This is a genomic window from Stenotrophomonas sp. STEN083, from assembly GCF_056759195.1.
The window spans coordinates 1-21,356 of the sequence record NZ_JBRRCU010000069.1; the positions used below are offsets into that span (position 1 = coordinate 1).

At 62.5% G+C, this 21,356-nt stretch carries 20 protein-coding genes and 1 tRNA gene; 6 read left to right on the plus strand and 15 right to left on the minus strand.

The window, feature by feature from the left end; genetic code table 11:
- Positions 1–193: 193 nt before the first annotated feature.
- From ACVOK8_RS16440 to fliP, 5 genes are all read left to right on the plus strand, one after another.
- Positions 194–709, plus strand: a complete 516-nt coding sequence (locus ACVOK8_RS16440) for a flagellar basal body-associated FliL family protein (RefSeq protein WP_481544708.1) — start codon at positions 194–196, stop codon at positions 707–709.
- 9 nt (positions 710–718) lie between these two features.
- Complete coding sequence (gene fliM / locus ACVOK8_RS16445) at positions 719–1,735, plus strand: flagellar motor switch protein FliM (RefSeq protein ID WP_481510816.1); 1,017 nt, start codon at positions 719–721, stop codon at positions 1,733–1,735.
- Entirely contained in the window at positions 1,728–2,075 is a 348-nt protein-coding gene (fliN, locus tag ACVOK8_RS16450; RefSeq protein WP_481567762.1) for a flagellar motor switch protein FliN, read from the plus strand. The genes fliM and fliN overlap by 8 nt, the downstream gene beginning before the upstream one ends.
- A complete protein-coding gene (gene fliO, locus ACVOK8_RS16455) occupies positions 2,072–2,479 on the plus strand; it encodes a flagellar biosynthetic protein FliO (RefSeq protein WP_481567763.1) in 408 nt (135 codons plus the stop codon). Before fliN ends, fliO begins: the two co-directional genes overlap by 4 nt.
- Before the next feature lie 74 nt (positions 2,480–2,553).
- Positions 2,554–3,276, plus strand: coding sequence for a flagellar type III secretion system pore protein FliP (fliP, locus tag ACVOK8_RS16460; RefSeq protein ID WP_481567776.1), 723 nt, complete (start codon positions 2,554–2,556; stop codon positions 3,274–3,276).
- Between the two features lie 51 nt (positions 3,277–3,327).
- Here fliP and ACVOK8_RS16465 read toward each other — a convergent pair whose 3' ends face one another.
- The 4 genes from ACVOK8_RS16465 to lexA are packed head-to-tail and all read right to left on the minus strand — an operon-like array spanning position 3,328 to position 9,073.
- Entirely contained in the window at positions 3,328–6,417 is a 3,090-nt protein-coding gene (locus ACVOK8_RS16465; protein ID WP_481567764.1) for an error-prone DNA polymerase, read from the minus strand.
- Positions 6,414–7,841: a Y-family DNA polymerase gene (locus ACVOK8_RS16470; protein ID WP_481567765.1), complete on the minus strand. Its 1,428-nt coding sequence runs from the start codon at positions 7,839–7,841 to the stop codon at positions 6,414–6,416. The genes ACVOK8_RS16465 and ACVOK8_RS16470 overlap by 4 nt, the downstream gene beginning before the upstream one ends.
- A 3-nt stretch (positions 7,842–7,844) precedes the next feature.
- The gene (gene imuA / locus ACVOK8_RS16475; protein ID WP_481567766.1) at positions 7,845–8,465 is read right to left on the minus strand and encodes a translesion DNA synthesis-associated protein ImuA; all 621 of its coding nucleotides are present in this window, start codon (positions 8,463–8,465) and stop codon (positions 7,845–7,847) included.
- Positions 8,465–9,073: a transcriptional repressor LexA gene (lexA, locus tag ACVOK8_RS16480; RefSeq protein WP_481567767.1), complete on the minus strand. Its 609-nt coding sequence runs from the start codon at positions 9,071–9,073 to the stop codon at positions 8,465–8,467. The genes imuA and lexA overlap by 1 nt, the downstream gene beginning before the upstream one ends.
- A 159-nt stretch (positions 9,074–9,232) precedes the next feature.
- Here lexA and ACVOK8_RS16485 point away from each other — a divergent pair, with 159 nt between their 5' ends.
- Positions 9,233–10,177: a GGDEF domain-containing protein gene (locus ACVOK8_RS16485; RefSeq protein WP_481567768.1), complete on the plus strand. Its 945-nt coding sequence runs from the start codon at positions 9,233–9,235 to the stop codon at positions 10,175–10,177.
- A gap of 285 nt (positions 10,178–10,462) precedes the next feature.
- On the opposite strand, the gene ACVOK8_RS16490 is transcribed toward ACVOK8_RS16485, so the two are convergent.
- The 11 genes from ACVOK8_RS16490 to ACVOK8_RS16540 form a co-directional block, all read right to left on the minus strand.
- A complete protein-coding gene (locus ACVOK8_RS16490; protein ID WP_481567769.1) occupies positions 10,463–11,161 on the minus strand; it encodes a YiaD family glycine zipper/OmpA-like lipoprotein in 699 nt (232 codons plus the stop codon).
- Between the two features lie 137 nt (positions 11,162–11,298).
- Positions 11,299–12,708 (minus strand): cryptochrome/photolyase family protein, encoded by a 1,410-nt coding sequence (locus ACVOK8_RS16495; protein WP_481567770.1) that lies wholly within the window; start codon positions 12,706–12,708, stop codon positions 11,299–11,301.
- A 14-nt stretch (positions 12,709–12,722) separates the two neighbouring features.
- Complete coding sequence (locus ACVOK8_RS16500) at positions 12,723–14,153, minus strand: replicative DNA helicase (RefSeq protein ID WP_481511325.1); 1,431 nt, start codon at positions 14,151–14,153, stop codon at positions 12,723–12,725.
- A 214-nt stretch (positions 14,154–14,367) separates the two neighbouring features.
- A complete protein-coding gene (locus ACVOK8_RS16505; protein WP_481567771.1) occupies positions 14,368–14,925 on the minus strand; it encodes an NADPH-dependent FMN reductase in 558 nt (185 codons plus the stop codon).
- A gap of 100 nt (positions 14,926–15,025) precedes the next feature.
- Positions 15,026–15,880, minus strand: a complete 855-nt coding sequence (locus ACVOK8_RS16510) for an EcsC family protein (protein ID WP_481544720.1) — start codon at positions 15,878–15,880, stop codon at positions 15,026–15,028.
- Positions 15,881–15,885: 5 nt separating this feature from the next.
- Positions 15,886–16,461: an oligoribonuclease gene (gene orn, locus ACVOK8_RS16515; RefSeq protein WP_481567772.1), complete on the minus strand. Its 576-nt coding sequence runs from the start codon at positions 16,459–16,461 to the stop codon at positions 15,886–15,888.
- 91 nt (positions 16,462–16,552) lie between these two features.
- On the minus strand, positions 16,553–17,071 hold the full coding sequence (tadA, locus tag ACVOK8_RS16520; protein ID WP_481567773.1) for a tRNA adenosine(34) deaminase TadA: 519 nt from the start codon (positions 17,069–17,071) through the stop codon (positions 16,553–16,555).
- A 206-nt stretch (positions 17,072–17,277) separates the two neighbouring features.
- Positions 17,278–17,943: a hypothetical protein gene (locus tag ACVOK8_RS16525; RefSeq protein WP_481567774.1), complete on the minus strand. Its 666-nt coding sequence runs from the start codon at positions 17,941–17,943 to the stop codon at positions 17,278–17,280.
- A 158-nt stretch (positions 17,944–18,101) separates the two neighbouring features.
- Positions 18,102–19,640 carry a sensor domain-containing diguanylate cyclase gene (locus ACVOK8_RS16530; protein WP_481567775.1) on the minus strand — a complete coding sequence of 513 codons (1,539 nt, stop codon included), beginning with the start codon at positions 19,638–19,640 and terminating at the stop codon, positions 18,102–18,104.
- Between the two features lie 227 nt (positions 19,641–19,867).
- A tRNA-Ser gene (locus ACVOK8_RS16535) sits at positions 19,868–19,957 on the minus strand.
- Positions 19,958–20,024: 67 nt separating this feature from the next.
- Entirely contained in the window at positions 20,025–21,017 is a 993-nt protein-coding gene (locus ACVOK8_RS16540) for a LysR family transcriptional regulator (RefSeq protein ID WP_481514745.1), read from the minus strand.
- Positions 21,018–21,356: the final 339 nt, after the last annotated feature.

The window sequence follows — 21,356 nt, forward strand, 5'->3', positions numbered from 1 at the left end:
AGAGCAGTAACGTTTGTGGGAGGGGCGAACGCGGCTAAGCCTATAGCGTTTCAGATTGTCAGCTTCGCGGCTTACGCCGCTCCTACAGCGACACAAGCTCCCGCGCCCCGCGTCAAATTCCCGCCATCGGCCCTTTCACCTCCTCCGGCACAGCCCTTGCATCTGACTGGGCAGCAATCCTGAGGAGCTCCACGTGGCCGTTGCCGCTGATAAAAACCGCAAAGCTGAACCCACCAAGGAAGCGGCAAGCAAACCGAAGCGCTCGTTGTTGGTTCCTGCCCTGATCGCCGTGTTTGCTGCAGCCGCAGCCGGCGGCGGCGTCTGGTATTTCACCCAGGGCAAGGACCACGCCGAAGCGAGCAAGGAAGCCAAGCCCAAGACACCGGCGCCTGCCCAGTACTTCGCGCTGGACCCGGCCTTCGTGGTCAACCTCAGCGGCCCCGTTGACGGCCCGCGCTACCTGCAGGTCGAAGTGCAGCTGATGACCCGCGATCCGCTGGCACTGACCGCGCTGCAAACTCATGCCCCGGCCATCCGCGCCAAATTATTGATGCTGTTCTCGCAGGTCGAGCCGGCGCAGATCGCCGACCGCGCGGGCAAGGAAAAGCTGCAGGCCTCGGCGCTGGCCGAAGTGAAGAAGCTGATGAAGGCCGAAACCGGCCAGAACAGTGTCGACGATTTGTTGTTCACCAGCTTTGTGACCCAGTAAGGCGCCACGATGAGCATCAACGACCTGCTGTCCCAAGACGAGATCGACGCCCTGCTGCATGGCGTCGATTCCGGCTCGGTCAATACCGCCGAACCGGAGGCGGCGCCAGGCGAAGCGCGTTCATACGACTTCGCCAGCCAGGACCGCATCATCCGTGGCCGCATGCCGACCCTGGAAATGGTCAATGAGCGCTTTGCGCGGTTGTGGCGCATCGGCCTGTTCAACCTGATCCGGCGCTCGGCCGAGTTGTCGGTACGCGGCATCGAGCTGATCAAGTTCGGCGACTACCTGCATTCGCTGTATGTGCCGACCAATCTCAACCTGATCCGCTTCAAACCTTTGCGTGGTACCGGGCTGATCGTATTCGAACCGACCTTGGTGTTCGCCATCGTCGACAACTTCTTTGGTGGTGACGGTCGCTACCCCACCCGCATCGAAGGCCGCGAGTTCACCGCTACCGAAATGCGCGTGATCCAGTTGCTGCTGAAGCAGACATTCACCGATCTGCGCGAAGCCTGGGGGCCGGTGATGAACGTCGATTTCGACTACATCAACTCCGAGATCAACCCGCACTTCGCCAACATCGTCAGCCCGCGCGAATACGTGGTGGTCAGCCGTTTCCACGTCGAGCTCGACAGCGGTGGCGGCGACATCCACATCACCTTGCCGTACTCGATGCTTGAGCCGATCCGCGAACTGCTCGACGCCGGCATCCAGAGCGACCGCAACGACCGCGACGAAAGCTGGGCGGTGATGCTGCGCGAGCAGCTGGACACCGCTGAAGTCGAGCTTTCCAGCGTGCTGGCCAAACGCCGCATGAGCCTTCGCGAGCTGACCAAGTTGAAGATCGGCGATGTGCTGCCGATCGATATGCCCAAGCAGGTGCCGCTGTGCGTGGAAGGCATCCCGGTTTTCACCGGTGAGTTTGGCGTATCCAACGAACGCAACGCCATCAAGATCACTGCAACCCATCCTCCGGGAAAGCGTCCCAGCGTTCCCGTGATTCAGGAAAACACCGATGAATGACAACCACTCCCCCGAAGCTGAAAACGCCGCTACGCCGGCACAGTTCAGCAACCTGCAGGCCGACAACAGCGTCAGCACCGATCTGGATCTGGACGTCATCCTCGACGTACCGGTGACCTTGTCACTGGAAGTAGGCCGCGCGCGCCTGCCAATCCGCAACCTGCTACAGCTCAACCAGGGCTCGGTGGTGGAACTGGAGCGCGGTGCTGGCGAATCACTGGACGTGTTCGTCAACGGCACCTTGATCGCGCACGGTGAAGTTGTCGTCATCAATGATCGCTTCGGTGTGCGCCTGACCGACGTGGTCAGCCCCAGCGAGCGCATCCGGAGACTGCGTTGATCGCATTGCTCGCCTATGCCGCACCGGCCGCCAAGGCGGCGACGCCGGTCGGCCAGCATGCGGCCAGCGCGCCCGGCCTGTTCGGCGCGTTCTTCACCTTGCTGCTGGTGCTGGGCCTGATCATCGGTCTGGGGTGGCTGCTCAAGCGCATGCCCGGCGGCGCGTTCCGCCCGGCCGAAGGCCTGAAAGTGGTCGCCAGCATCAATGTCGGCGCCAAGGAGCGCGTGGTGGTGGTCGACGTCAATGGTCAGCAGCTGCTGCTGGGCATTACCGCCGGTGGCATCAGCACCTTGCACCAGTTGCCAGAACCGCTGCCGCAGACGCCTGCCCCGGCCCTGCCCAATCTCAAACAACTACCGAATTTCGCCCAGCTGCTGGCACAGAAGCTGCGCAAGGAACCCTGATGATGTCGGGCCAACGCTTTTACTCACACGGCTTCAACTCACGTACGTTTTGGCAGCTGCTGGTCGTGTTGGCAATGCTGGCATTGCCGCTGTTTGCCTGGGCCGCACCCGGCCCGCAGGTACCGGCACTGCCGGATGTAAACGTCGGCAAGATCGGCGGTGCGCCGGTCAGCCTGCCGTTGCAGACCCTGTTGTTGATGACGGCAATCACCTTGCTGCCATCGATGCTGCTGGTGCTCACCGCCTTCACCCGCGTGATCATCGTGCTCGGCCTGCTGCGGCAGGCACTTGGCACCGGTCAGACGCCGTCCAACCAGATCCTGCTTGGTCTGGCCCTGTTCCTGACCGCGATGATCATGATGCCGGTCTGGGACAAGTCGTGGTCCACCGGCATGGCGCCGTATCTGGATGGTCAGATCGACTTCCAGACCGCCTGGCAGCTGTCCACCGCACCGCTGCGTGCCTTCATGCTTGCGCAGGTGCGCGAGACCGACCTGATGACCTTCGCTGGTCTGGCTGGGCAAGGGCCGTACGCCAGTCCGGATGCCATCCCCTTCCCGGTATTGGTTGCGTCGTTCGTCACCAGCGAGCTGAAAACCGCCTTCGAGATCGGCTTCCTGATCTTCATCCCGTTCGTCATCATCGACCTGGTCGTATCCAGCGTGCTGATGTCGATGGGCATGATGATGCTGTCACCGATGCTGGTCTCGGCACCGTTCAAGATATTGCTGTTCGTGCTGGTGGACGGCTGGGTATTGGTGGTTGGCACCCTGGCGGCGAGCTTCAACGCAGTGTAGTTACGCGCCAGTATTCCGGCACGCCTTCGCGACGCGACTTTCCGCCGACCATCAATGGAAGTCGCGGCTGCGTACGTCCAGGCTGCCCAATAGCGGCGACAGATCATCCAGGCGGCGTGCGATCAGATGACGCACGCCGTTCTCGGCTTCCAGCCTGCCGCTGACCTGCATCAGCCGTGCTTCCAGGAACACCTGCCGCTGGCGCTCGGCCAGCTGCCGCCAGACCACCACATTGATCTGGCCAAACTCGTCTTCCAACGTAATGAAGGTGACGCCGCTGGCGGTTGCTGGCCGCTGCCGCCCGCGCACCAGCCCTGCCACCAGCACATTGCCGGTGCTGCGCATGCTTTCCAGATCCTTGGAACTGCGGCAACGACGCGCACTCAGCTGCCGCCGCAGACGCGCCAGCGGGTGCAGCTCCAAGGTAGTCCCGAGCAAGGCGTAATCGGCGTTCAGATCCTCACCAGCGCTGGGCATCGGCAAGGCGACAACGGCTTCGGCCGTCGCTGGCTGATCGTCAAATAGCGGCCGCTGATCTTCGACACCGGCGATAGCCCAACGCGCGCGGTGGCGGTTGCCGGCCATGCCGCGCAAGGCACCGGAATCGGCCAGCAAGGCGCGTGCGCGTGCATCCAGATCAGCCCGTCGGCACAGGTCGGCGATATCCGTAAACGCAGCCTGTGCCCTCGCCTGCTCGATCCGCAGCGCGTCTTCGGCGTTGAAGCCACGCACCAGGCAGAAGCCCAAACGAATCGCCAGCCGCTCACCATCCCGCTCCCGCTCCAGCGAACAGTCCCAGCCGCTGTAACGCACATCCAGCGGTCGTGTCGCCACGCCGTGCCGTCGCACATCCTGCAGCAGCTGATCGGGGCTGTAGAAACCCATCGGTTGGCTGTTGAGCAGTGCGCAGGTGAACTCGGCTGGATGGTGGCATTTCAGCCAGCTGCTGGCATAGGCGATCAGCGCAAAACTTGCCGCATGGCTCTCCGGGAAACCATAGCTGCCGAAGCCCTTGATCTGCTCGAAAATGCGCTCGGCGAACTCCAGCGGATAACCGCGTTCAAGCATGCCTTCGGTGAGTTTCAACCGATGCGGCTCCAGCCCGCCGTGGCGCTTCCAGGCCGCCATCGAACGACGCAGGCCATCGGCTTCGCTGGCGTTGTAGCCAGCCGCGACCATCGCGATCTGCATCACCTGTTCCTGGAACAGCGGCACTCCCAAGGTCCGTTTAAGCACTTCTTTCAAGGCTTCAGAGGGATAGTTGATCAACTCCTCACCGGTACGCCGGCGCAGGTAGGGATGCACCATGTCACCCTGAATCGGGCCGGGGCGGACGATGGCCACTTCGACTACCAGATCGTAGAACGTCTGCGGTTTCAGCCGCGGTAGCATCGCCATCTGCGCGCGCGATTCGATCTGGAACACACCGATGGTGTCGGCGCGACTGATCATCGCGTAGGTAGGCTTGTCTTCCTGCGGGATCGTCGCCAGGGTGAAATGCAGCCCGCGATAACGCTGGATCAGGTCGAAACAGCGACGCACGGCGGTGAGCATGCCCAAAGCCAGCACGTCAACCTTCATCAGACCCAGCGTTTCCAGATCGTCCTTGTCCCATTGAATGACGGTGCGTGCCTCCATCGCCGCGTTTTCCACCGGCACCATACTGTGCAGGGCGCGTTCGGAAATGACGAAGCCGCCCGGGTGCTGGGACAGGTAATGAGGGAAATCGATCAGCTCGTTGGCCAGTATCAGGATGCGTCGCAGCAGCGGGCTGTCCGGATCGAAACCATGCTCACGCAAACGCTCCTCCTCGGGCACGCTGTCCGACCACTGGCCGATGCTGGAGGTCAGCTGGGTGATCACATCGCCGGGCATGCCCAGTACCCGCGCAACATCACGCAACGCGCCGCGCCCGCCATACTGTGTCGCCACAGCAGCCAAGGCGGCCCGTTCGCGGCCATAGCGTGAGAACACATACTGGATGACCTCCTCGCGCCGCTCGTGCTCGAAATCCACGTCGATATCCGGCGGCTCATCGCGGTCATCCGAGATGAAACGTTCAAACAACAGATGGCTGTGCGAAGGGTCAAGTTCGGTGATTCCAAGCACGAAGCACACCACCGAATTGGCGGCAGAGCCACGTCCCTGGCAAAGAATGCCGATGCTGCGCGCATAGGCCACCAGGTCGTGCACGGTGAGGAAATACGAGGCGTACTTTTTCTTGGCGATCAGGCCCAGTTCCTTTTCGATCAAGGCCTGCGCCTGCAGCGGGGTTCCATCCGGCCAACGCTTGCCTGCACCACGCGTCACCAGCTCCGCCAGCCAGCACTGCGCGGTGTAACCGGCGGGTACTACCTCGCTGGGGTATAGATAGTTGACTGCTTCCTTCAGGTCGAACCCGGCGCAGCGCTTGGCGATGCACAGCGTCTGCTGCAACAACTCGGCTGGATAGATCGCCTGCAGCGCCTGCAGCGGGCGAAGATGCCGCTCACCATTGGCGAACAAGCGCTGCCCGGCCTCGGCGACAGTGACGCGGTGGCGGATGGCCGTCATCACATCCTGCAGCGCCCGGCGTCCGCGTGCATGCATATGCACGTCGCCAGCGGCCACCAATGGCAGCTGCAGCTGTGCGCTCAATGCCTGCAGCTGCTGCAGACGCGCCTCATCATCGGCACCGTGATGCAGTTCCACCGCAATCCAGCAGCGCTGCGGAAACCACTCACGCAGCTGCATGCCCTCTGCAGGTTCCACTTGTGCCGCAGGCAACCACAAGGCCAGGAGGCCGCTGCGATCAATCGCCGCCAGGTCCTCGGCCAATAGTCGGTATTCGCCCTTTTCCGCCCGCCGCCTTGCCTGTGTTATCAGCCAACACAGGGTTTGATAGCCTGCGGCGTTTTCCACCAGCAGGACCAGCTTGGCGCCGTTTTCCAGTTGAATTTCGCTGCCGACAATCAACTGCAAACCGGTTTCCCTGGACGCGCGCCAGGCACGCACAATGCCAGCAAGCGTGCATTCGTCGGTGATTGCCAGCGCCTGATAACCATGCGCTTTTGCCCTCGCAAATAATTCATCCGCAGTCGATGCGCCCCGCTGGAAACTGAAAGCGGACAGGCAATGCAGTTCGGCATAAGCGGTAGTCATGCGAACCAGCCCTGCAGCATGAAGCCGCCCTCGCCGCCCACCTCGCGCCACGCCCATGCCTGCTGGCCAAAGCGCGTGCTGACCCGGTAGTAATCACGACGCACGTCATCGCCGTCCCACCAGCCACTCTCGATCCGTTCCGGCGCCGACAACAATTCCGGGCTTGCACCCGGCCAAGGCTGTGGCGTGCGCAGCAGCCAACCTGGACGTACTGGTGACGGCAAGTTACTGGCTGTTGCAGCTGCAACTGCAGCTGGAGCAGCCTCGCCACGCCAGGCATATTCGGGGCGATGATCGGCATGCACGCGCAGGCCATGCACGGATTGATCGCCCAGGCGGGCGCGCAGACGTTCGCGCAATTGTTCCCACGGCATGCTCTGCTGCGGACGGATATCGAACAGCTCGCGGTGTTCTGGCACAAACGCCGGCAACTGATCGGCGCGCAGACCAAACTGACGCACAGGCGCCGGGATCTTGGCCTGCTCCAGGCGGCTGCGGGCGATCTCGAACAACAGGCTGGCATCGCGCTCGGCCGCCAGCAGGCCGATCTCCAGCGTGGTGGGCGCCCGGTCCTCGTGCTCCAGCAACAACGCAAAGCGCTGCACGCTGCCGTCGCGTCCGGCCAGGAACGCGGCAAGGTCCGAGGTCAGGCGCCGTAGCGGGAACAGCAGCGCCTGCGAAGACTCCACTTCATAGCCAAGTTCGATGCGCAGCTCGAATACATCCGGCGGCTGATACGGCTGCAATACAAAAGCCCGCTCACCGAGCAAGGCATCCAGCTGGCGCAGTACATCCGGCGCAAAGCGCCGGTTGATGCTGGCCCGTGGCAAGCCCTGCAATTGTTTGACGGTACGGATACCCATGCGCGCGAATGCCGCCGATGCACTGGTACCAAAACCGGCTCGCGCCACCGGCAGCTGCCCCAGCAATTCGGCCAAGCCAGCCTCATCCACACTCAAGCCATCGCGTGCATTGGCCAGTGCGCGTGCAGCCACCGGATTGGGTGCCAATGCGATGCGGTGACGGAAGCCCAAGGCGTCCAATTCCTGCCGCAGACGCGCCTCGAACTTCGGCCACGGCCCGAACAGCGCCAAGCTGTGCTCTATTTCGATGATCAGCGCCTGCGCATATTGCAGGCTGACCTGCGAGCTGAATTGATAGGCCCAAGCCGCCAGAAACTGATGCCAGTGCAGCTGCGCATCGGCCTCGTACGGGTGTATTTCAAAACCGGTTGCCAGCGCCTGCGCCGTCACCAGCGACTGCCCCGCCTTCAAGCCCAAAGCCGCCGCTGCGGGATTGACCGCGTGCAGCACCCGACGTTGGCTGGGCCCACTGATCAACACCCGCGCCGCTTCTGGCTCGGCACAGGCACGCAACACGCCGTCCATGGCCAGGTGCGGCAATAGAATGCAGGCCCAGCGCATCGCTTACTGCCCCCGGGCAAAGGGTAATGGGCGCGTTGGCACCATGCCGCCGCGGCACTTCAATATCCGCAGCTGCGCCGGCTGCGCATCGATGGCGATGCGCAATGCGGCTGGCGAAGGATTCTTCGCCGCCTGCAACGGGCGGCTGGCAAAGCCCAGCGTCTGCCCCGATTCGGCCGCCACCTGCAACCGTCGCAAGGCTTTGTCCTCGGCCATCTGCGGCCAGCACAGCACGGCACCGCAACTGCCCGAACGCAGGCATTGTTCAGTGGCCCACAGCGCATCACGTTGATCGGTGGCCTGCACCACCTGTAACTGACGCAGATCGACACCCGCCGCCTGCCAAGCCGGTGCATACGGAATATGCGGCGGCGCCACCAGCACCACGCGCTCACCGGCCTGGGTCAATCGTGCCAATGACGGCCATAGCAGACGCAGCTCACCTACGCCTTCCGCCGGCAACAGAATTTCGCTCAGCGCGGACTCCGGCCAACCACCGGTAGGCAGAACGTCATCCAGTTGCGCATAGCCCGTGGATTGACGGCTGGCCGGCAACGGCGCAGGCCGACCACGCCAGACCCGGCGTTCGTGCAGCAGACTATCGAGGGCAACAACCGCACCCATCAGCCGCGCCGCACCAGGCCACAGAACACGCCCTCGATCGCGAAGTCCTGATCGTGCTGCACTTCAATCGGTGCATAAGCCGGGTTGCGCGGCAGCAGCCGCAGCGTGGCGCCACTGCGCGACAGCCGCTTGATGGTCAGCTCACCGTCCAACCGCGCCACCACCGTCTGCCCGTTGCGCGCATCGCTGCTGCGCCTGACCCCGACCAGGTCGCCATCGAAAATACCGTCGTCGATCATTGAATCGCCTTGCACCCGCAACAGGTAATCCGGACGCGCGGCAAACAGGCGTTCATCCAACGCGAGGGTATCGACCAGCTCGGCATCGGCGCCAATTGGCGTGCCCGCCGCGACCCGGCCAAGGATGGGCACCTGCAGCAGCTCCACGCGCGGCGCGAGTCCCACCGGACGAATCCCACGTGCCTGCCCGCTAGCCACCTCGATCAGGCCGGCATCGCTCAGGGCCAGTACGTGTTTGCGCGCCGCACCGCGCGATGCCAGCCCACAGGCGGCGGCAATCTCGGCCAACGAGGGGGCCTGTCCGTGCCCATTCACCTGGTCACGGATATAGCGAAGGATGGCGGCACGGCGCGGGCTGAGGTCAGTCATGGAGTACATTTGTACTCCATCTGCACAAAGCTCGCCAGAGGCTGAGCGCCTCTATTCAGGTGAATACGAAAAACACAGCGTCACTGCTATCTTTTGCAGCATATGGACGCTAAAACCTCCATAAAATCGCATCCGTCCCTGCCCCAGGCATTGCGCAGCGTGCCGCTGCGCACCATTGCTCCGGTCACCACGCTGGCCTTGCTGTTCTTCTCGATCTGGCTATGGTTCGACGGGCAGCGCCTTGTTGCCGCAACCAGCTGTCTGTTGTCAGCACTGGCCCTGCTGGCCAGCGTATGGATCCATCAGCGCAAGCCCCGCCTGGAGACAGGCGGCGTGTTGCTGTGCCTGAGCACGGTAGGCGGCAGCCTGCTCTCCGCCTGGCAGTTGGGTAGCGACGCACTGCCGTGGACCTACCTGACCTTGATGTCCAATTTCTTCATCGTCCGCAACCAGATCGCCACCCCGCTCAATCTGCTGCTGGTTGCTGGCCTGTTGCTCATGCCAAACGTGCTGCTCGGTCACCCTGCACACCTGCAGGCCCTGACCGTGATAGTGCTGGTGTTCGGCTTTGGCTACCACTTCTCACGCCGCCTGCAAGGCGACCGCACTCGCCTGGAGATGCTGGCATCGCTGGATGCACTGACCGGTGTCCCCAACCGGCGTGCTTTGGAAAAATCACTGCAAGCGCATATCGATGGCGTTCGCGATGAACGCTACCGGCAAGGCCTGGTGGTGATCGACATCGACAACTTCAAAGAGGTCAACGATCACTACGGTCATGGCGCCGGTGATACCGCCCTGTCCGACCTGGCTGCGATCCTGCGTTTTGAATTGCGTGAGAACGACCAGGTATTTCGTTTTGGCGGCGAGGAGTTCGTGATTCTTGCCGATACTGGCAGCCATGAAGCGCTGGTCCGTTTTACCGAGCGCCTACGCAAAGCGGTCTATGAATCGCTGCGTGGACCAGGCGGCCGCATCACCATCTCGGTAGGTGCGGCGATGTATGCCGGCGAGCAGCGTTGGCAGGACTGGTTTGCGCGTGCTGATACTGCGCTGTACGAGGCCAAGGGCAAGGGGCGTAACAGCGTGGTGGTTGCGCAGTAGCGTTGGCTGTGGCTGTGGCTGTGGCTGTGGCTGTGGCTGTTGGCTTGGCTATTGCGCTTGGTCTTTGCTCCCTTCTCCCGCCTGCGGGAGAAGGTGGTGCGCAGCACCGGATGAGGGGAGCTTTTCAGCTTCTCAGCTTTATAGCGAAGAGCGCCCTCACCTACCCCCGCGTTCGCGGGGGCATCCTCTCCCGCCAGCGGGAGAGGCAACATCAACAACTACAGAGCGGCAGCAGAAGGGCCGCTTGCGCGGCCCTTCGGTTACAGCATCAAGCAACTGCTTCGATCAGGAACGCAGCGGGATCACCCGGATCTCGACGCGGCGGTTCTGCGCGCGGCCTGCCTCGGTGCTGTTGTCGGCGATCGGATAGGCCTTGCCTGCGCCCAGAGTTTCAATGCGCTCGCGTTGCACGCCCTGCGCGGTCAGATACGCCGCCACCGCATCAGCACGCTCCTTGGAAATACGGTTGTTCACCGCATCGGTGCCGATACTATCGGTGTGACCGACCACTTCGATCATGGTCTGGTTGTACTCGCTCAAGGTGCTGGCAACACCATTGAGCGCACCATAGAACTGCGGCTTCAAGGTGGTCTTGTTGAAATCGAAGGTGATGCCGTCGGGCAGGCTCAAGGTGATGTTGTCACCTTCGCGCTGCACATCGATGCCGGTATTGGCAGTGCGCTCACGCAGTGCGCGCTCCTGACGGTCCTGGTAGTTGCCAACTGCAGCACCGCCGAGTGCGCCGATACCGGCACCCACCATCGCACGCTGGCGACGCTCGGTGGCGTTGCCGCCACTGAGCAGACCGGCAGCAACACCAATGGCCGAGCCGATCAGTGCGCCCTTGCCGGTCTTGTTCTGCTGTTGGGTCTGATTGCCGTACTGGTCCTGCTGCACATACGAGCCACCGGTAGCACAGGCCGAGAGGACGGCTGCCGCCACCAAGCCAATGGAAAGATTACGAACAACAGTAAGGGTGGTCATCTGAGTCTCCTGATAGGCCGGACTGGCCAGCGTGGATTTGCCGGGCAAGCATAAACATCGCGACGCATTACCTGCGTGATCCTCAACCTTCGTCACAGGTGTCCATTCATCTAACTGTCTTGCACGTTAAGCCAGTGTCAGCGACCACGCTGGTAAGCAGCCAGCGCCGCATCGCGCCCTTGCGCAAGATCCACCAAGGGCTGGGTCGGGTAGCTTGGCGCGTGCTCGGCTAGCAGCTGCGGGAACTGCCAGGGCGCGAACCGCGCCTTCACCGGCAGTGCCGCCAGTTCGGGTACCCAACGGCTGATGTAGCGGGCGTTTGGATCGAACTTCTGCGCCTGCGTCACCGGGTTGAACACGCGAAAATACGGTGCGGCATCCGCGCCGGTACCGGCAATCCACTGCCAACCCATGCTGTTGTTGGCAAGATCGGCATCCACCAGCGTGTCCCAGAACCAGCGTGCGCCCTCCTTCCAGTGCATGCGCATGTGCTTGCAAAGGAAGCTGCCGACCAGCATCCGCACGCGGTTGTGCATGTAACCCGTCGCCCACAACTCACGCATGCCGGCATCGACGATGGGGATACCGGTACGGCCCTGCTGCCAGGCTTCCAGCAGCGCGGGTTGTGCTGGCGCCCAAGCGAAACGCTCGAAGCGCGGATTGAGATTGACGTCGCTGGTCTGCGGGAAATGATGCAGCAGGTGCCAGGAGAACTCGCGCCACCCCAGCTGGCGGATATAGCCATCGATGTCCGCATCACGGCCGGCGCTGCGCATGCCTTCCAGCGTGTACGCGATCCGCCACGGCGCGATCTCGCCGAAATGCAGGTGCGGCGACAGCAACGAGGTGCCGGTGCGATCCGGCAGGTCACGCTGCTCGCGGTAGCCGTTGAGCGCGCCATCGGCAAAGACTTCCAGTGCTTCCTGCGCGCCAGCTTCGCCGGGCTGCCAGTGCTCCCAGAAACCGGCATCCCACCCCAGATGCGGCTTCAGCGCGAGTGCCTGCAAGGACAGGCCCGACAGCTTCGGCGAGCTCAACTTGCGCGGCGCCTCGGAAAGCTCAGGCAGCCGCCAACGGGTCAACGCGTTGCGCCAAAACGGAGTGAATACTTTGTACGGTCCGCCTTGCAGTGTGGCCAGTTCCCACGGCTCGAACAACAGATAGCCGTTATGGCTCTCCACCTGCAGCCCTTGCTCGCGCAGGCCACGCTTGATCGCCGCATCACGCGACTGCGTGGCCGGTTCGTACTTTCGATTCCAATAAACCGCCTCAGCCCCGCTTTCGGCAATCAATGACTGCAGCTGCGCCATGCTGTCGCCGCTGCGCAACACCAAGGCCGAACCGATGGCGCGCAACTGCGCTTCAAGCTGCTGCAGCGAATGATGCAGCCATGCATCGGAGGCCGCGCCCGGCGCCCATGCACCCTCTTCCTGCGGCGCATGGATGTAGACCGGGATGACATCGTGGCCAGCTTCGATCGCGGCCTGCAACGCCGGGTTGTCACGCAGCCGCAGATCGCGGCGGAACCAGACAATGGCGGTGGACATGCAGCAGCTCCCGCTTATTCGAATGAACCGACCGAATCGTGGCTCAGGTTGTCAAAGCGGGTGTACTCGCCGAAGAACTTCAATTTGCATGAGCCGGTGGGACCACCACGGTGCTTGCCGATGATGATCTCGGCCAAGCCCTTGTCCGGCGAATTTTCCTTGTTGTAGTAATCGTCGCGGTAGATGAAGACGATCATGTCCGCATCCTGCTCGATAGCGCCGGATTCGCGAAGATCGGCCATTACCGGGCGCTTGTCGGTACGGGTTTCCAAGGAGCGGTTGAGCTGTGACAGCGCGATCACCGGCACGTGCAGCTCCTTGGCCAGGCCCTTGAGCGAACGCGAGATTTCCGAAATTTCGGTGGCGCGGTTTTCGCTGTTGCCCGGCACGCTCATCAGCTGCAGGTAGTCGATCACGATCAAGCCCAGATCGTGCTCGCGCTTGAGCCGGCGGCACTTGGAACGCAGGATCTCCGGCGACACGCCCGGCGTATCGTCGATGAAGATCTTGGTTTCCTTCAGCATGCGGATGGCGCCGGTGACGCGACTCCAGTCCTCGTCCTCCAGCTGGCCGGTACGCAGGCGCTGTGCATTGATGCGGCCATTGGAGGAAATCAGACGCATCGCCAACTGCGATGCGGACATTTCCATCGAGAACACCGCCACGCCCTTCTTCGACTTGATCGCCGCGTATTCGGCGATGTTCAAGGCGAAGGTGGTCTTGCCCATGGCCGGACGCGCGGCCAGGATGATCAGATCGGTCGGCTGCAGGCCGGCGGTCATCGCATCGAAGTCGTTGTAACCGGTCGGCAGACCGGTGATGTTGCCGCCGTTCTCGAAGCGGTTGCGCAACTCCTCGAAGGCATCCTTCAATGCGCCCGGCATGGCGACAAAGTCTGTGCGCCCGCGCGCGCCCTGCTCGGCAATGGCGAACACCGATTTTTCCGCGGTCTGCAACAGCTCTGAACTGTCACGCCCTTCCGGCTGGAAGCCATCGTTGACGATGTCGGTGCCGACCTGGATCAACTGCCGCAGCACTGCCTTGTCGCGCACGATCTCGGCATAGGCGCTGATATTGGCCGCCGACGGCGTGGTGCTGGCGAGTTCAATCAGGTAGGCACCATCGCCAACCATGTCCAACTTGCCCTGCGACTCGAACCATTCACCCAGGGTCACCGCATCGAACGGACGATCGCGCTCGGACAGCTCGCGGATCGCGCGGTAGATCAGCTGGTGGTCACGCCGGTAGAAGTCCTTGTCGGTCAGCGCCTCGTTGACCCGATCGTAGGCCTCGGGCGCCAGCATCAGGCCGCCAAGCACGGCCTGCTCGGCTTCCACCGAATGAGGGGGCACGCGCAAGGCGTCGATGCGCTGATCGCTGCGATCGGAGCGGTCATTGCGGTCACCGCGGTCGCGGTCGGAACGGAAACCAGTACGGGCGGACATGAAAAGCGTTATTCCTGCAATAAGGCCGTGCGGCCATGGTAGGTGGGCATTGCCCACCGGGATACGTACAAGTCTGTGGATAACCTGTCCACAACCCAAGCCTGCGTGGGCGTGGGGTTGGGCTGGCATACAGAAACAAGCACCCGACGCCATTGCAGCGCCGGGGGCGGATTATCGCATGAGCAGCATCTGCACCGCCCTGCCAGCGGTACCCTCAGGCTTGGTGCTGGCGCTCGATCCAAGTCAGGAATTTGTCGACAAAGCCCTGCAGGAACTGACGGGTGCCATCGTTGCTGATGCTGCCATCGGCTTCGATCAGCCCGTCCTTGAAGTGCAGGAAGGCCTCCGGCTGCGGCATCACCGCCAGATCGACGAACACCAGCACATTGCGCAGATGCTGCTGGGCCAAGGCGCTGCCGATGGCACCGATGGAGCTGCCAACCACCGCTGCCGGTTTGCCGGCAAAGGCGTTGTCGCCGTAGGGGCGCGAGGCAGTGTCGATAGCGTTTTTCAGCACACCGGGAATCGAACGGTTGTATTCAGGAGTGACGAAGAGCACTGCGTCAGCGGCGCGCACCTGGTTCTTCATGCGCGTGCCCTGCGCCGGGAACTGGCTATCGTGATCCTGGTTGTAGAGCGGGATGTCGCCGATATGGATGTAGTCAAACTTGACCCGATCACCCCCCAGCTTCTCCAACGCCAGCGCCAGCCGCCGGTTGATCGATTCCTTGCGCAGACTGCCGACGAAAACCGCGATCTTGTACTGGCTCATGACCACCTCGCTCCGTAGGAAAGCCACAGGCTAGCCAGCATGGGCTTCGCAACAGGTGAAGGCAACGCCCTGGCAAACTACCCGCGCAGGAAAGGCCGCATCAAAGACGCAGACGGCCGGTAATCCCGCCGTACGCCAGCCTCACGGTATCGAAGCCATACTTCGACTCCAGCCGCTTGATGATGAAATGTCCGCGTGCCATGTCCTGGTAATAGGCGGTGAACATGGTGTTCAAGGTGGCGCCAGCCACCGCACCGATCACCGGTACCGCCTGCGCGACAAACTTCTCCGACACCACCACACCAAAACGGGCAGCGATTTTCTCGACGATCCTGGCCAGCCACTTGCCGGCTTCCTTGGGGCCAAGCCCGAGCAGCACACCGTGGCTGCCACTGATCGCGCTGCCGGCCAGCTCTGCAGACAAGTGCCGCATTACCTCGGTGGTGAAGCCACGCGCCAGGTAATAGCCGGTCTCGCTGGCATCGTCCTGGCCGGAATTGCCGCCCAGCGCGAACACTTCCAGACACGCCTGCCTGGTCGCCATCTCGTTCAGATCGAAACCTTCGCTGCGGGCGACATCGGCGACCGCGCGCATGATGATGGTGGTCGACAGCGGCAACTCGATCGCCAGTGCTGGCAGGCCACCTGCCCCACCCAACGCGCCAGAAGCCGCCGCCGCCAGCTTGTGCAGGCGTGGTGATGCAGGCTTGCCGGGTTGCTTGTTATCCATCGTCCACAGCGCCGTCTGCGCGGCCTTGTACAAGGCCGCTTCGGTGACGCCCTGGATGCGCGAAGACACCGCCGTGGGCAGCTTGCGCACCGCGAATTCCAATGGCCCGCCGATCAGGTTGGCCATCTTGGCGGTGAGCGTGGGCGACTCCAGCAAGCCCACCGCCCGCTCCAGATCAGCCAGATCCTGCGCGTTGTCCTGCAGACGAGGAACCAGATCGCTCATGCTGTTCAGCCGACTTCCGGCAAACCCGCCAGCACGCCCATGAACTGCCGGTAGTGACGCAGCTCGGCGATGGAATCGTGCACGTCACTCAGTGCGGTGTGGCTGGACGTCTTGGTAACCCCGGCAGCCACCGCAGGCGACCAGCGCTTGGACAATTCCTTGATCGTCGATACATCGAGGTTGCGGTAATGGAAGTACTTCTCCAGCCGCGGCATCTGCCGGTGCAGGAAGCGCCGATCCTGGCAGATCGAGTTGCCGCACATCGGCGAGGCACCGGCCTTGATCCAGTCCTGCAGGAAGGCGATGGTCTTGGCTTCGGCCTGGCCCAGCGTGGTGGTGCTGTCCAGCACGCGCTGCCACAGGCCCGAGCGCTGATGCTGGTTGCGGTTCCACTCATCCATCGCTTCCAGCGTGGCCAGGGAATGATTGATGGCGTACTCAGGACCTTCGGCCAACACATTGAGTTGGCCATCGGTGACGACGGTTGCGATCTCGATGATGGAGTCGTTGTCCGTATCCAGACCGGTCATCTCCAGATCAATCCAGATCAACCGATCATTGCCTGCGCTGCTGTCCGCCATGTGCTGCCTCGTGCTTGGGGCCGGCGATCAAGCGCCGCACGGCCGGAATATCGAAGCACACATGATACCCCTGCCGAAGGTAGGGGCTGCGTCAAAGGTCGTCAGGGGTCAGCAGCGGGCGGCCGCGCTTGGCCCGGAAGTAATTGGTCAGGCGCAGGCTGGCCTCCTGCGCCAGCACCCCGCCCTGCACCTGCACGCGATGGTTGTGGCGTGGGTCGGTGAGCAGATCGAATACGCTGCCGCAGGCGCCGGTCTTGGGATCGGTGGCGGCAAACACCACCCGCGCGATCCGCGCATGCACCAAGGCCATCGCGCACATCGCGCAGGGCTCCAGCGTGACATACAAGGTACTGCCAACCAATCGATGATTGCCCAACGCCTTGCCCGCCTGGCGCATGGCCACGATCTCGGCATGCGCACTGGGGTCATGATTGGCAATATTGAGGTTCCAGCCCTCGCCCAGTAGCGTGCCATCGGCACCGACCAGAACCGCGCCCACCGGAATCTCGTCGAACTCGCGCTGCGCGCGATCAGCCAAGGCCAAGGCGTGACGCATCCAATGCGTATCGGCTGCCGCTTCGGTGCTGTCGTTGGCTGGACCGTCCGTCATAAGCGACCACCGGACGCGACCCACGAGCCGCCAGGACAGGCCTGGCACAGCAACCGTACCGCAGCAGGCACGCTGCGCGCCTCAGAAAACATGGATACAACTCCGACAACCAGGGCCAGGCCCGACCCGGTCATTTTACGTCAAGCCGCGCCCACTACGTCCTGCAACCGCCCCGCGACCTGATCGGGATCGGGGACAAAACCGCCCTACTGCGCGGTTGCCGCAGCTGCCTCGGGCATGCCAGTGGCAGCGTCCGCTGCGAGCGAATAGACGTAGCTTTCGTCATAGAGCCGCACTTCCAGCTTGTCGCGCCCCTTACGTTCAACCGTATAGATGCTGCCCTCCCAACCTCCGCTGATGGCGGTGATGGGATCAATATCGCCAAGCCGGCTGGCATCGATGCGCAGCACCACTTTGTCCTTCTCATAGGACGGCAGCACCTTGCTGAAGTAGGTCGCGTACTGGCCAGAGCTCATCGCCCCTGATGAACTGGAGCTTGGGTGTGCCACAAGAAAGGCGAAGTTTTTGTCGAAATCAATACCTGACACAACAATCGGAGCTTCATCTCTACGACTGAAGGAAGATGCCCCCATTGCCTCGATGGCGTCGGTGCTGGCGATAGGGAAGAACTCGATATCGCTGTAACCCGGCAACTCCGCCTGCCCTTCAACTCCAAGCCCCGTACCCTGGAGCAGGTTGGATATGGCTTGTGCGCTGCTTAGCGTCGGGCGCATGTTTACCCGGAACTTGCTGGTTGCCTCCAGCTCCGCCGCCTTGCCGGCAAGGGACACGTTGCCCTCTTGGTCACAGCCAACGAGCAGGAGCAGCGAGAAGATGCCGCCGACGACAAAACGAAGAAAAGGCTGATGCATGACGTACGTCCTGTACGAGACTGCGAAGCGCGCAGCGGACCCACGATCATGCAAGTAGTTTACTTGCCTGTATGTAGGAAAATGCCCAATATGGGATCGCAGAATGCGTAGGCACCCCCAAGTCTCACCGCTGGTCCCCAGCACCAATCACGGCAGATCTAGGGCCTGTTATCGGACTCACGCTGCTGCACCGACACCCGGTTCCTACCGCCGCGCTTGGATGCGTACAGCATTTCATCGGCAGCCTTCAGTACGGCGTGGATCTCGAAACTGCTCTGCGGCCAATTGGCCACACCCAGCGAAATCGTGATCGCGCCGACCTTGGCAAGCTTCATTTCCTCCACCGCCACGCGCAGACGCTCGGCTACCTGCGTCGCCGTCACCGGAGTGGTGGATGGCAGCAGAATCAGGAACTCCTCGCCACCGACACGCAGCGGCACGTCATAGGCGCGGCAGGCCTCACGCATGCGCTGGGAAAGCTGCTGCAGGACCACGTCGCCGACAGCGTGGCCGTAGCTGTCGTTGACCCTTTTGAAGTGATCGATATCGATCGAGATGACCGAGAACGTATTGCCCTGACTCTCGAAGTTCGCCAGCGCTTCATCCAAGCGGCGCCGGTTGCCCAGCTTGGTCAGCGGATCGGTGGTGGTGTCCTCGCGCAGCTTGCTGAAGCTCTTGTGGATCGCATCAACGCCGATCAGCAAGGCCTTCTTTAGCTCGCGCGACTCGAAGTACCAGGATTTCACCGAACGAATGTCCTTGGCCGAGGACGGGTCTTCCATATTGCGCGCACCATCTGCCAACAAGCGCAGCGGACGCGAGATCAGTCGCGCGCTCCACAGAACCAGGATCAAGGTCAGGATCGTCGCTGGCAGCGCTCTGTACAGCGTGCTCTGCATCAGCTGGGTCAACGGTGCAAGCGTGACCTCTTCAGGGCGTTGGGCGACGATGCCCCAGCCGGTCGAGGCTACCGGCGCGTAGCCAGCCAGCATTTTCACGCCTTGCGAGTTGACCGCATGCCCTTTGCCCGCCTGCCCCGAGGCCACGCGGTCGACCACGACGTTCTTCTCGACAAAATCACCGATCCGGCCCGGATTGGGGTGATAGATGATGCGTTTTTGCTTATCAACCACGAACAGGTAGGAACCGTCCACATAGAAGTGCTGGCCGAGCAGACGGTCGAGGATGTTTTCCTTCTGCAGATAGATCGCACCACCGACCGCGCCCAGATAGCTGCCGGACGCGGACACGATCGGATGATTGATGAAGACGATGAAGTTACCTGTCGCCGACTGATACGGCGCACTGATCAACGGCTGCTTCTCACGCAAGGCGGTCTTCACCGCCTCGCTGTTGAGCACCCGCCCTTGCAGACCCATGGTTTCAGGCGAGGTCGCCAACACCTTGCCGCTCGCGTCGAAGATGGTGATGGAGTTGAAGCTCTTGCTCATCATGCGCAGGCGCGCAGCTTCTTCCCCCAACTGGGAGACGTCGTCCATTTGCGTGGCAAGCAGTTGCGCGGTGTAGGCCAGCTGCAGCTGGGACGCCTGCAGGAAGTCCTCGGTGCTCTTGGCCAGCTTGTTGGCGTAGGCGTAGTTGCCGTCCAGCGTGGTATCCACCAGCTGCTGACGCTGCACGGTGTAGCCTGCATAGAACGTATTGGCGAACGGCACCAGTGCTCCGATCAACGTGAGCACCAAAATAAGTTTTCGTAAATCCATGAATCCCAACGCGGACGCTTGAAGGTGTTGCCGCGACGAGCCCATGCCTGCCCGGGCGCGCAGCTCCCCCAAGCTGTATCCATTTTACCAGCGTAACTGTCCTGATTGACCGATACCGGTGTCATTCCGCTACGATCAACTGCGCAGACATCTTGCCTTCGCACACAAAAAAGCCGCTGGCGTCAGCGGCTTTTTTGAATATCTGGCGGGCAAAGTGGGATTCGAACCCACGGAAGGTTTGACCCTTCGCCGGTTTTCAAGACCGGTGCCTTAAACCGCTCGGCCATCTGCCCTTAACGTACTACTACCCCGGATAAGGTTCCGGGGCGCGCATTCTCGCATGCCTGCGGGCTTTTTTGTTCAACCCGCTTCGATTGCCAGCGAACCGGCCATCGAGGCGCGGATCTTCTCCTTGGCCCGCTCGCAGGCGCCGCCACAATGCAAACGCGAGGCTTCCAGCTCGGTCGGCAGGTGTTCGGCCAGGAAGTCGATGAACACCCGCACCGCCGGCAACAGCCCGCGTCGCGAGGCAAACACCGCATGGCAGATGCCCTGCGGCAGCGACCAGTCCGGCAACACCACTTCCAGCTCGCCGTTGCGCACGGCTTCGGCGCAGACGGTTTCCGGCAGCATGGTGATGCCGAAGCCATCCTTGACCATGGCCTGCAACAAGGGGAAATCGAAACCGGCGACGCGCGGCTGCAGCTCAACCCGACGCACTTCGCCGCCTGGACCGTGCAGTTCCCAGCGCTGGCGCGCTTCGTCTTCACTGATGCTCAAGGTGACGTGATTGCCCAGGTCTTCCGGCGAAGCCGGCCGCCCTGCCCGATCCAGATACGCGGGGCTGGCAACCAGCAACTCCTGAACCTGGCCGAAGCTGCGCATCACCAGGCTGCCGTCGTCGTCCAGGCGCGAGCGCACCCGCAGGGCCACGTCATAACCTTCATTGATGATGTCGACACGGCGATTGCTGATGTTCAGCTGCAGCCGCACTTTCGGGTACTGCTCGAGGAACTTGGGCAGCAGCTTGGGCAGTTGCATCTGCGCCAGCGACACCGGCACGCTGGCACGCACCAGCCCACGCGGCTCGGCACTGAGCCTGTCCACGACTTCGCGCGCAGCCTGCGCTTCGGCAAGCATGGTCTGCGCATGCCGATGCACGCTGGTACCAACGTCGGTGACCGCAAAGCGGCGCGTAGAACGTTGCAGCAAGCGCACTCCAAGATCGGTCTCAAGCTGGCTGATGCGCCGGCTGAGACGTGATTTCGGGATGCCCAGCGCCCGCTCGGCGGCAGCAAAGCCGCCATGGTCGACCACCATGGCGAAGTAGTAGAGGTCGTTGAGGTCCTGCATGGATTGAGCCCATCATTGGAACGAACCGGTAAATTTAATCACCTTTGTCCTGTATTTACAAATCAGGCCACAAACAGTCCTGATTGGAGGTTCAGGCTGTTGGTTGCCGGGCCATGGCGGCGGCCATTCATCTTTGAAGGCCAACGGGCCCGGGGCGCCATCCTTTTGTAGGAGCGGCGTGAGCCGCGAAGCTGGCGATCCGTATGGTCGACGGTTTTCGTGCAATTTCAGCGCTGCCGGCGTATGGGGGCGGGCCCCCCCCCCGCAAAACCACGCGCCGTCACCGGGGGGGTGGGGGGCGGCGGTTGGGGGGAACACGACCCCCCCCCGCCCGCGCCC

Bases quoted from the DNA above. Each gene is read 5' to 3' on its own strand.
- fliM (WP_481510816.1), top strand. From the start codon at position 719: ATGAGCATCAACGACCTGCTGTCCCAAGACGAGATCGACGCCCTGCTG.
- fliN (WP_481567762.1), top strand. From the start codon at position 1,728: ATGAATGACAACCACTCCCCCGAAGCTGAAAACGCCGCTACGCCGGCA.
- fliP (WP_481567776.1), top strand. From the start codon at position 2,554: ATGCTGGCATTGCCGCTGTTTGCCTGGGCCGCACCCGGCCCGCAGGTA.
- ACVOK8_RS16465 (WP_481567764.1), bottom strand. From the start codon at position 6,417: ATGACTACCGCTTATGCCGAACTGCATTGCCTGTCCGCTTTCAGTTTC.
- ACVOK8_RS16470 (WP_481567765.1), bottom strand. From the start codon at position 7,841: ATGCGCTGGGCCTGCATTCTATTGCCGCACCTGGCCATGGACGGCGTG.
- imuA (WP_481567766.1), bottom strand. From the start codon at position 8,465: ATGGGTGCGGTTGTTGCCCTCGATAGTCTGCTGCACGAACGCCGGGTC.
- lexA (WP_481567767.1), bottom strand. From the start codon at position 9,073: ATGACTGACCTCAGCCCGCGCCGTGCCGCCATCCTTCGCTATATCCGT.
- ACVOK8_RS16490 (WP_481567769.1), bottom strand. From the start codon at position 11,161: ATGACCACCCTTACTGTTGTTCGTAATCTTTCCATTGGCTTGGTGGCG.
- ACVOK8_RS16495 (WP_481567770.1), bottom strand. From the start codon at position 12,708: ATGTCCACCGCCATTGTCTGGTTCCGCCGCGATCTGCGGCTGCGTGAC.
- ACVOK8_RS16500 (WP_481511325.1), bottom strand. From the start codon at position 14,153: ATGTCCGCCCGTACTGGTTTCCGTTCCGACCGCGACCGCGGTGACCGC.
- ACVOK8_RS16505 (WP_481567771.1), bottom strand. From the start codon at position 14,925: ATGAGCCAGTACAAGATCGCGGTTTTCGTCGGCAGTCTGCGCAAGGAA.
- ACVOK8_RS16510 (WP_481544720.1), bottom strand. From the start codon at position 15,880: ATGAGCGATCTGGTTCCTCGTCTGCAGGACAACGCGCAGGATCTGGCT.
- orn (WP_481567772.1), bottom strand. From the start codon at position 16,461: ATGGCGGACAGCAGCGCAGGCAATGATCGGTTGATCTGGATTGATCTG.
- tadA (WP_481567773.1), bottom strand. From the start codon at position 17,071: ATGACGGACGGTCCAGCCAACGACAGCACCGAAGCGGCAGCCGATACG.
- ACVOK8_RS16525 (WP_481567774.1), bottom strand. From the start codon at position 17,943: ATGCATCAGCCTTTTCTTCGTTTTGTCGTCGGCGGCATCTTCTCGCTG.
- ACVOK8_RS16540 (WP_481514745.1), bottom strand. From the start codon at position 21,017: ATGCAGGACCTCAACGACCTCTACTACTTCGCCATGGTGGTCGACCAT.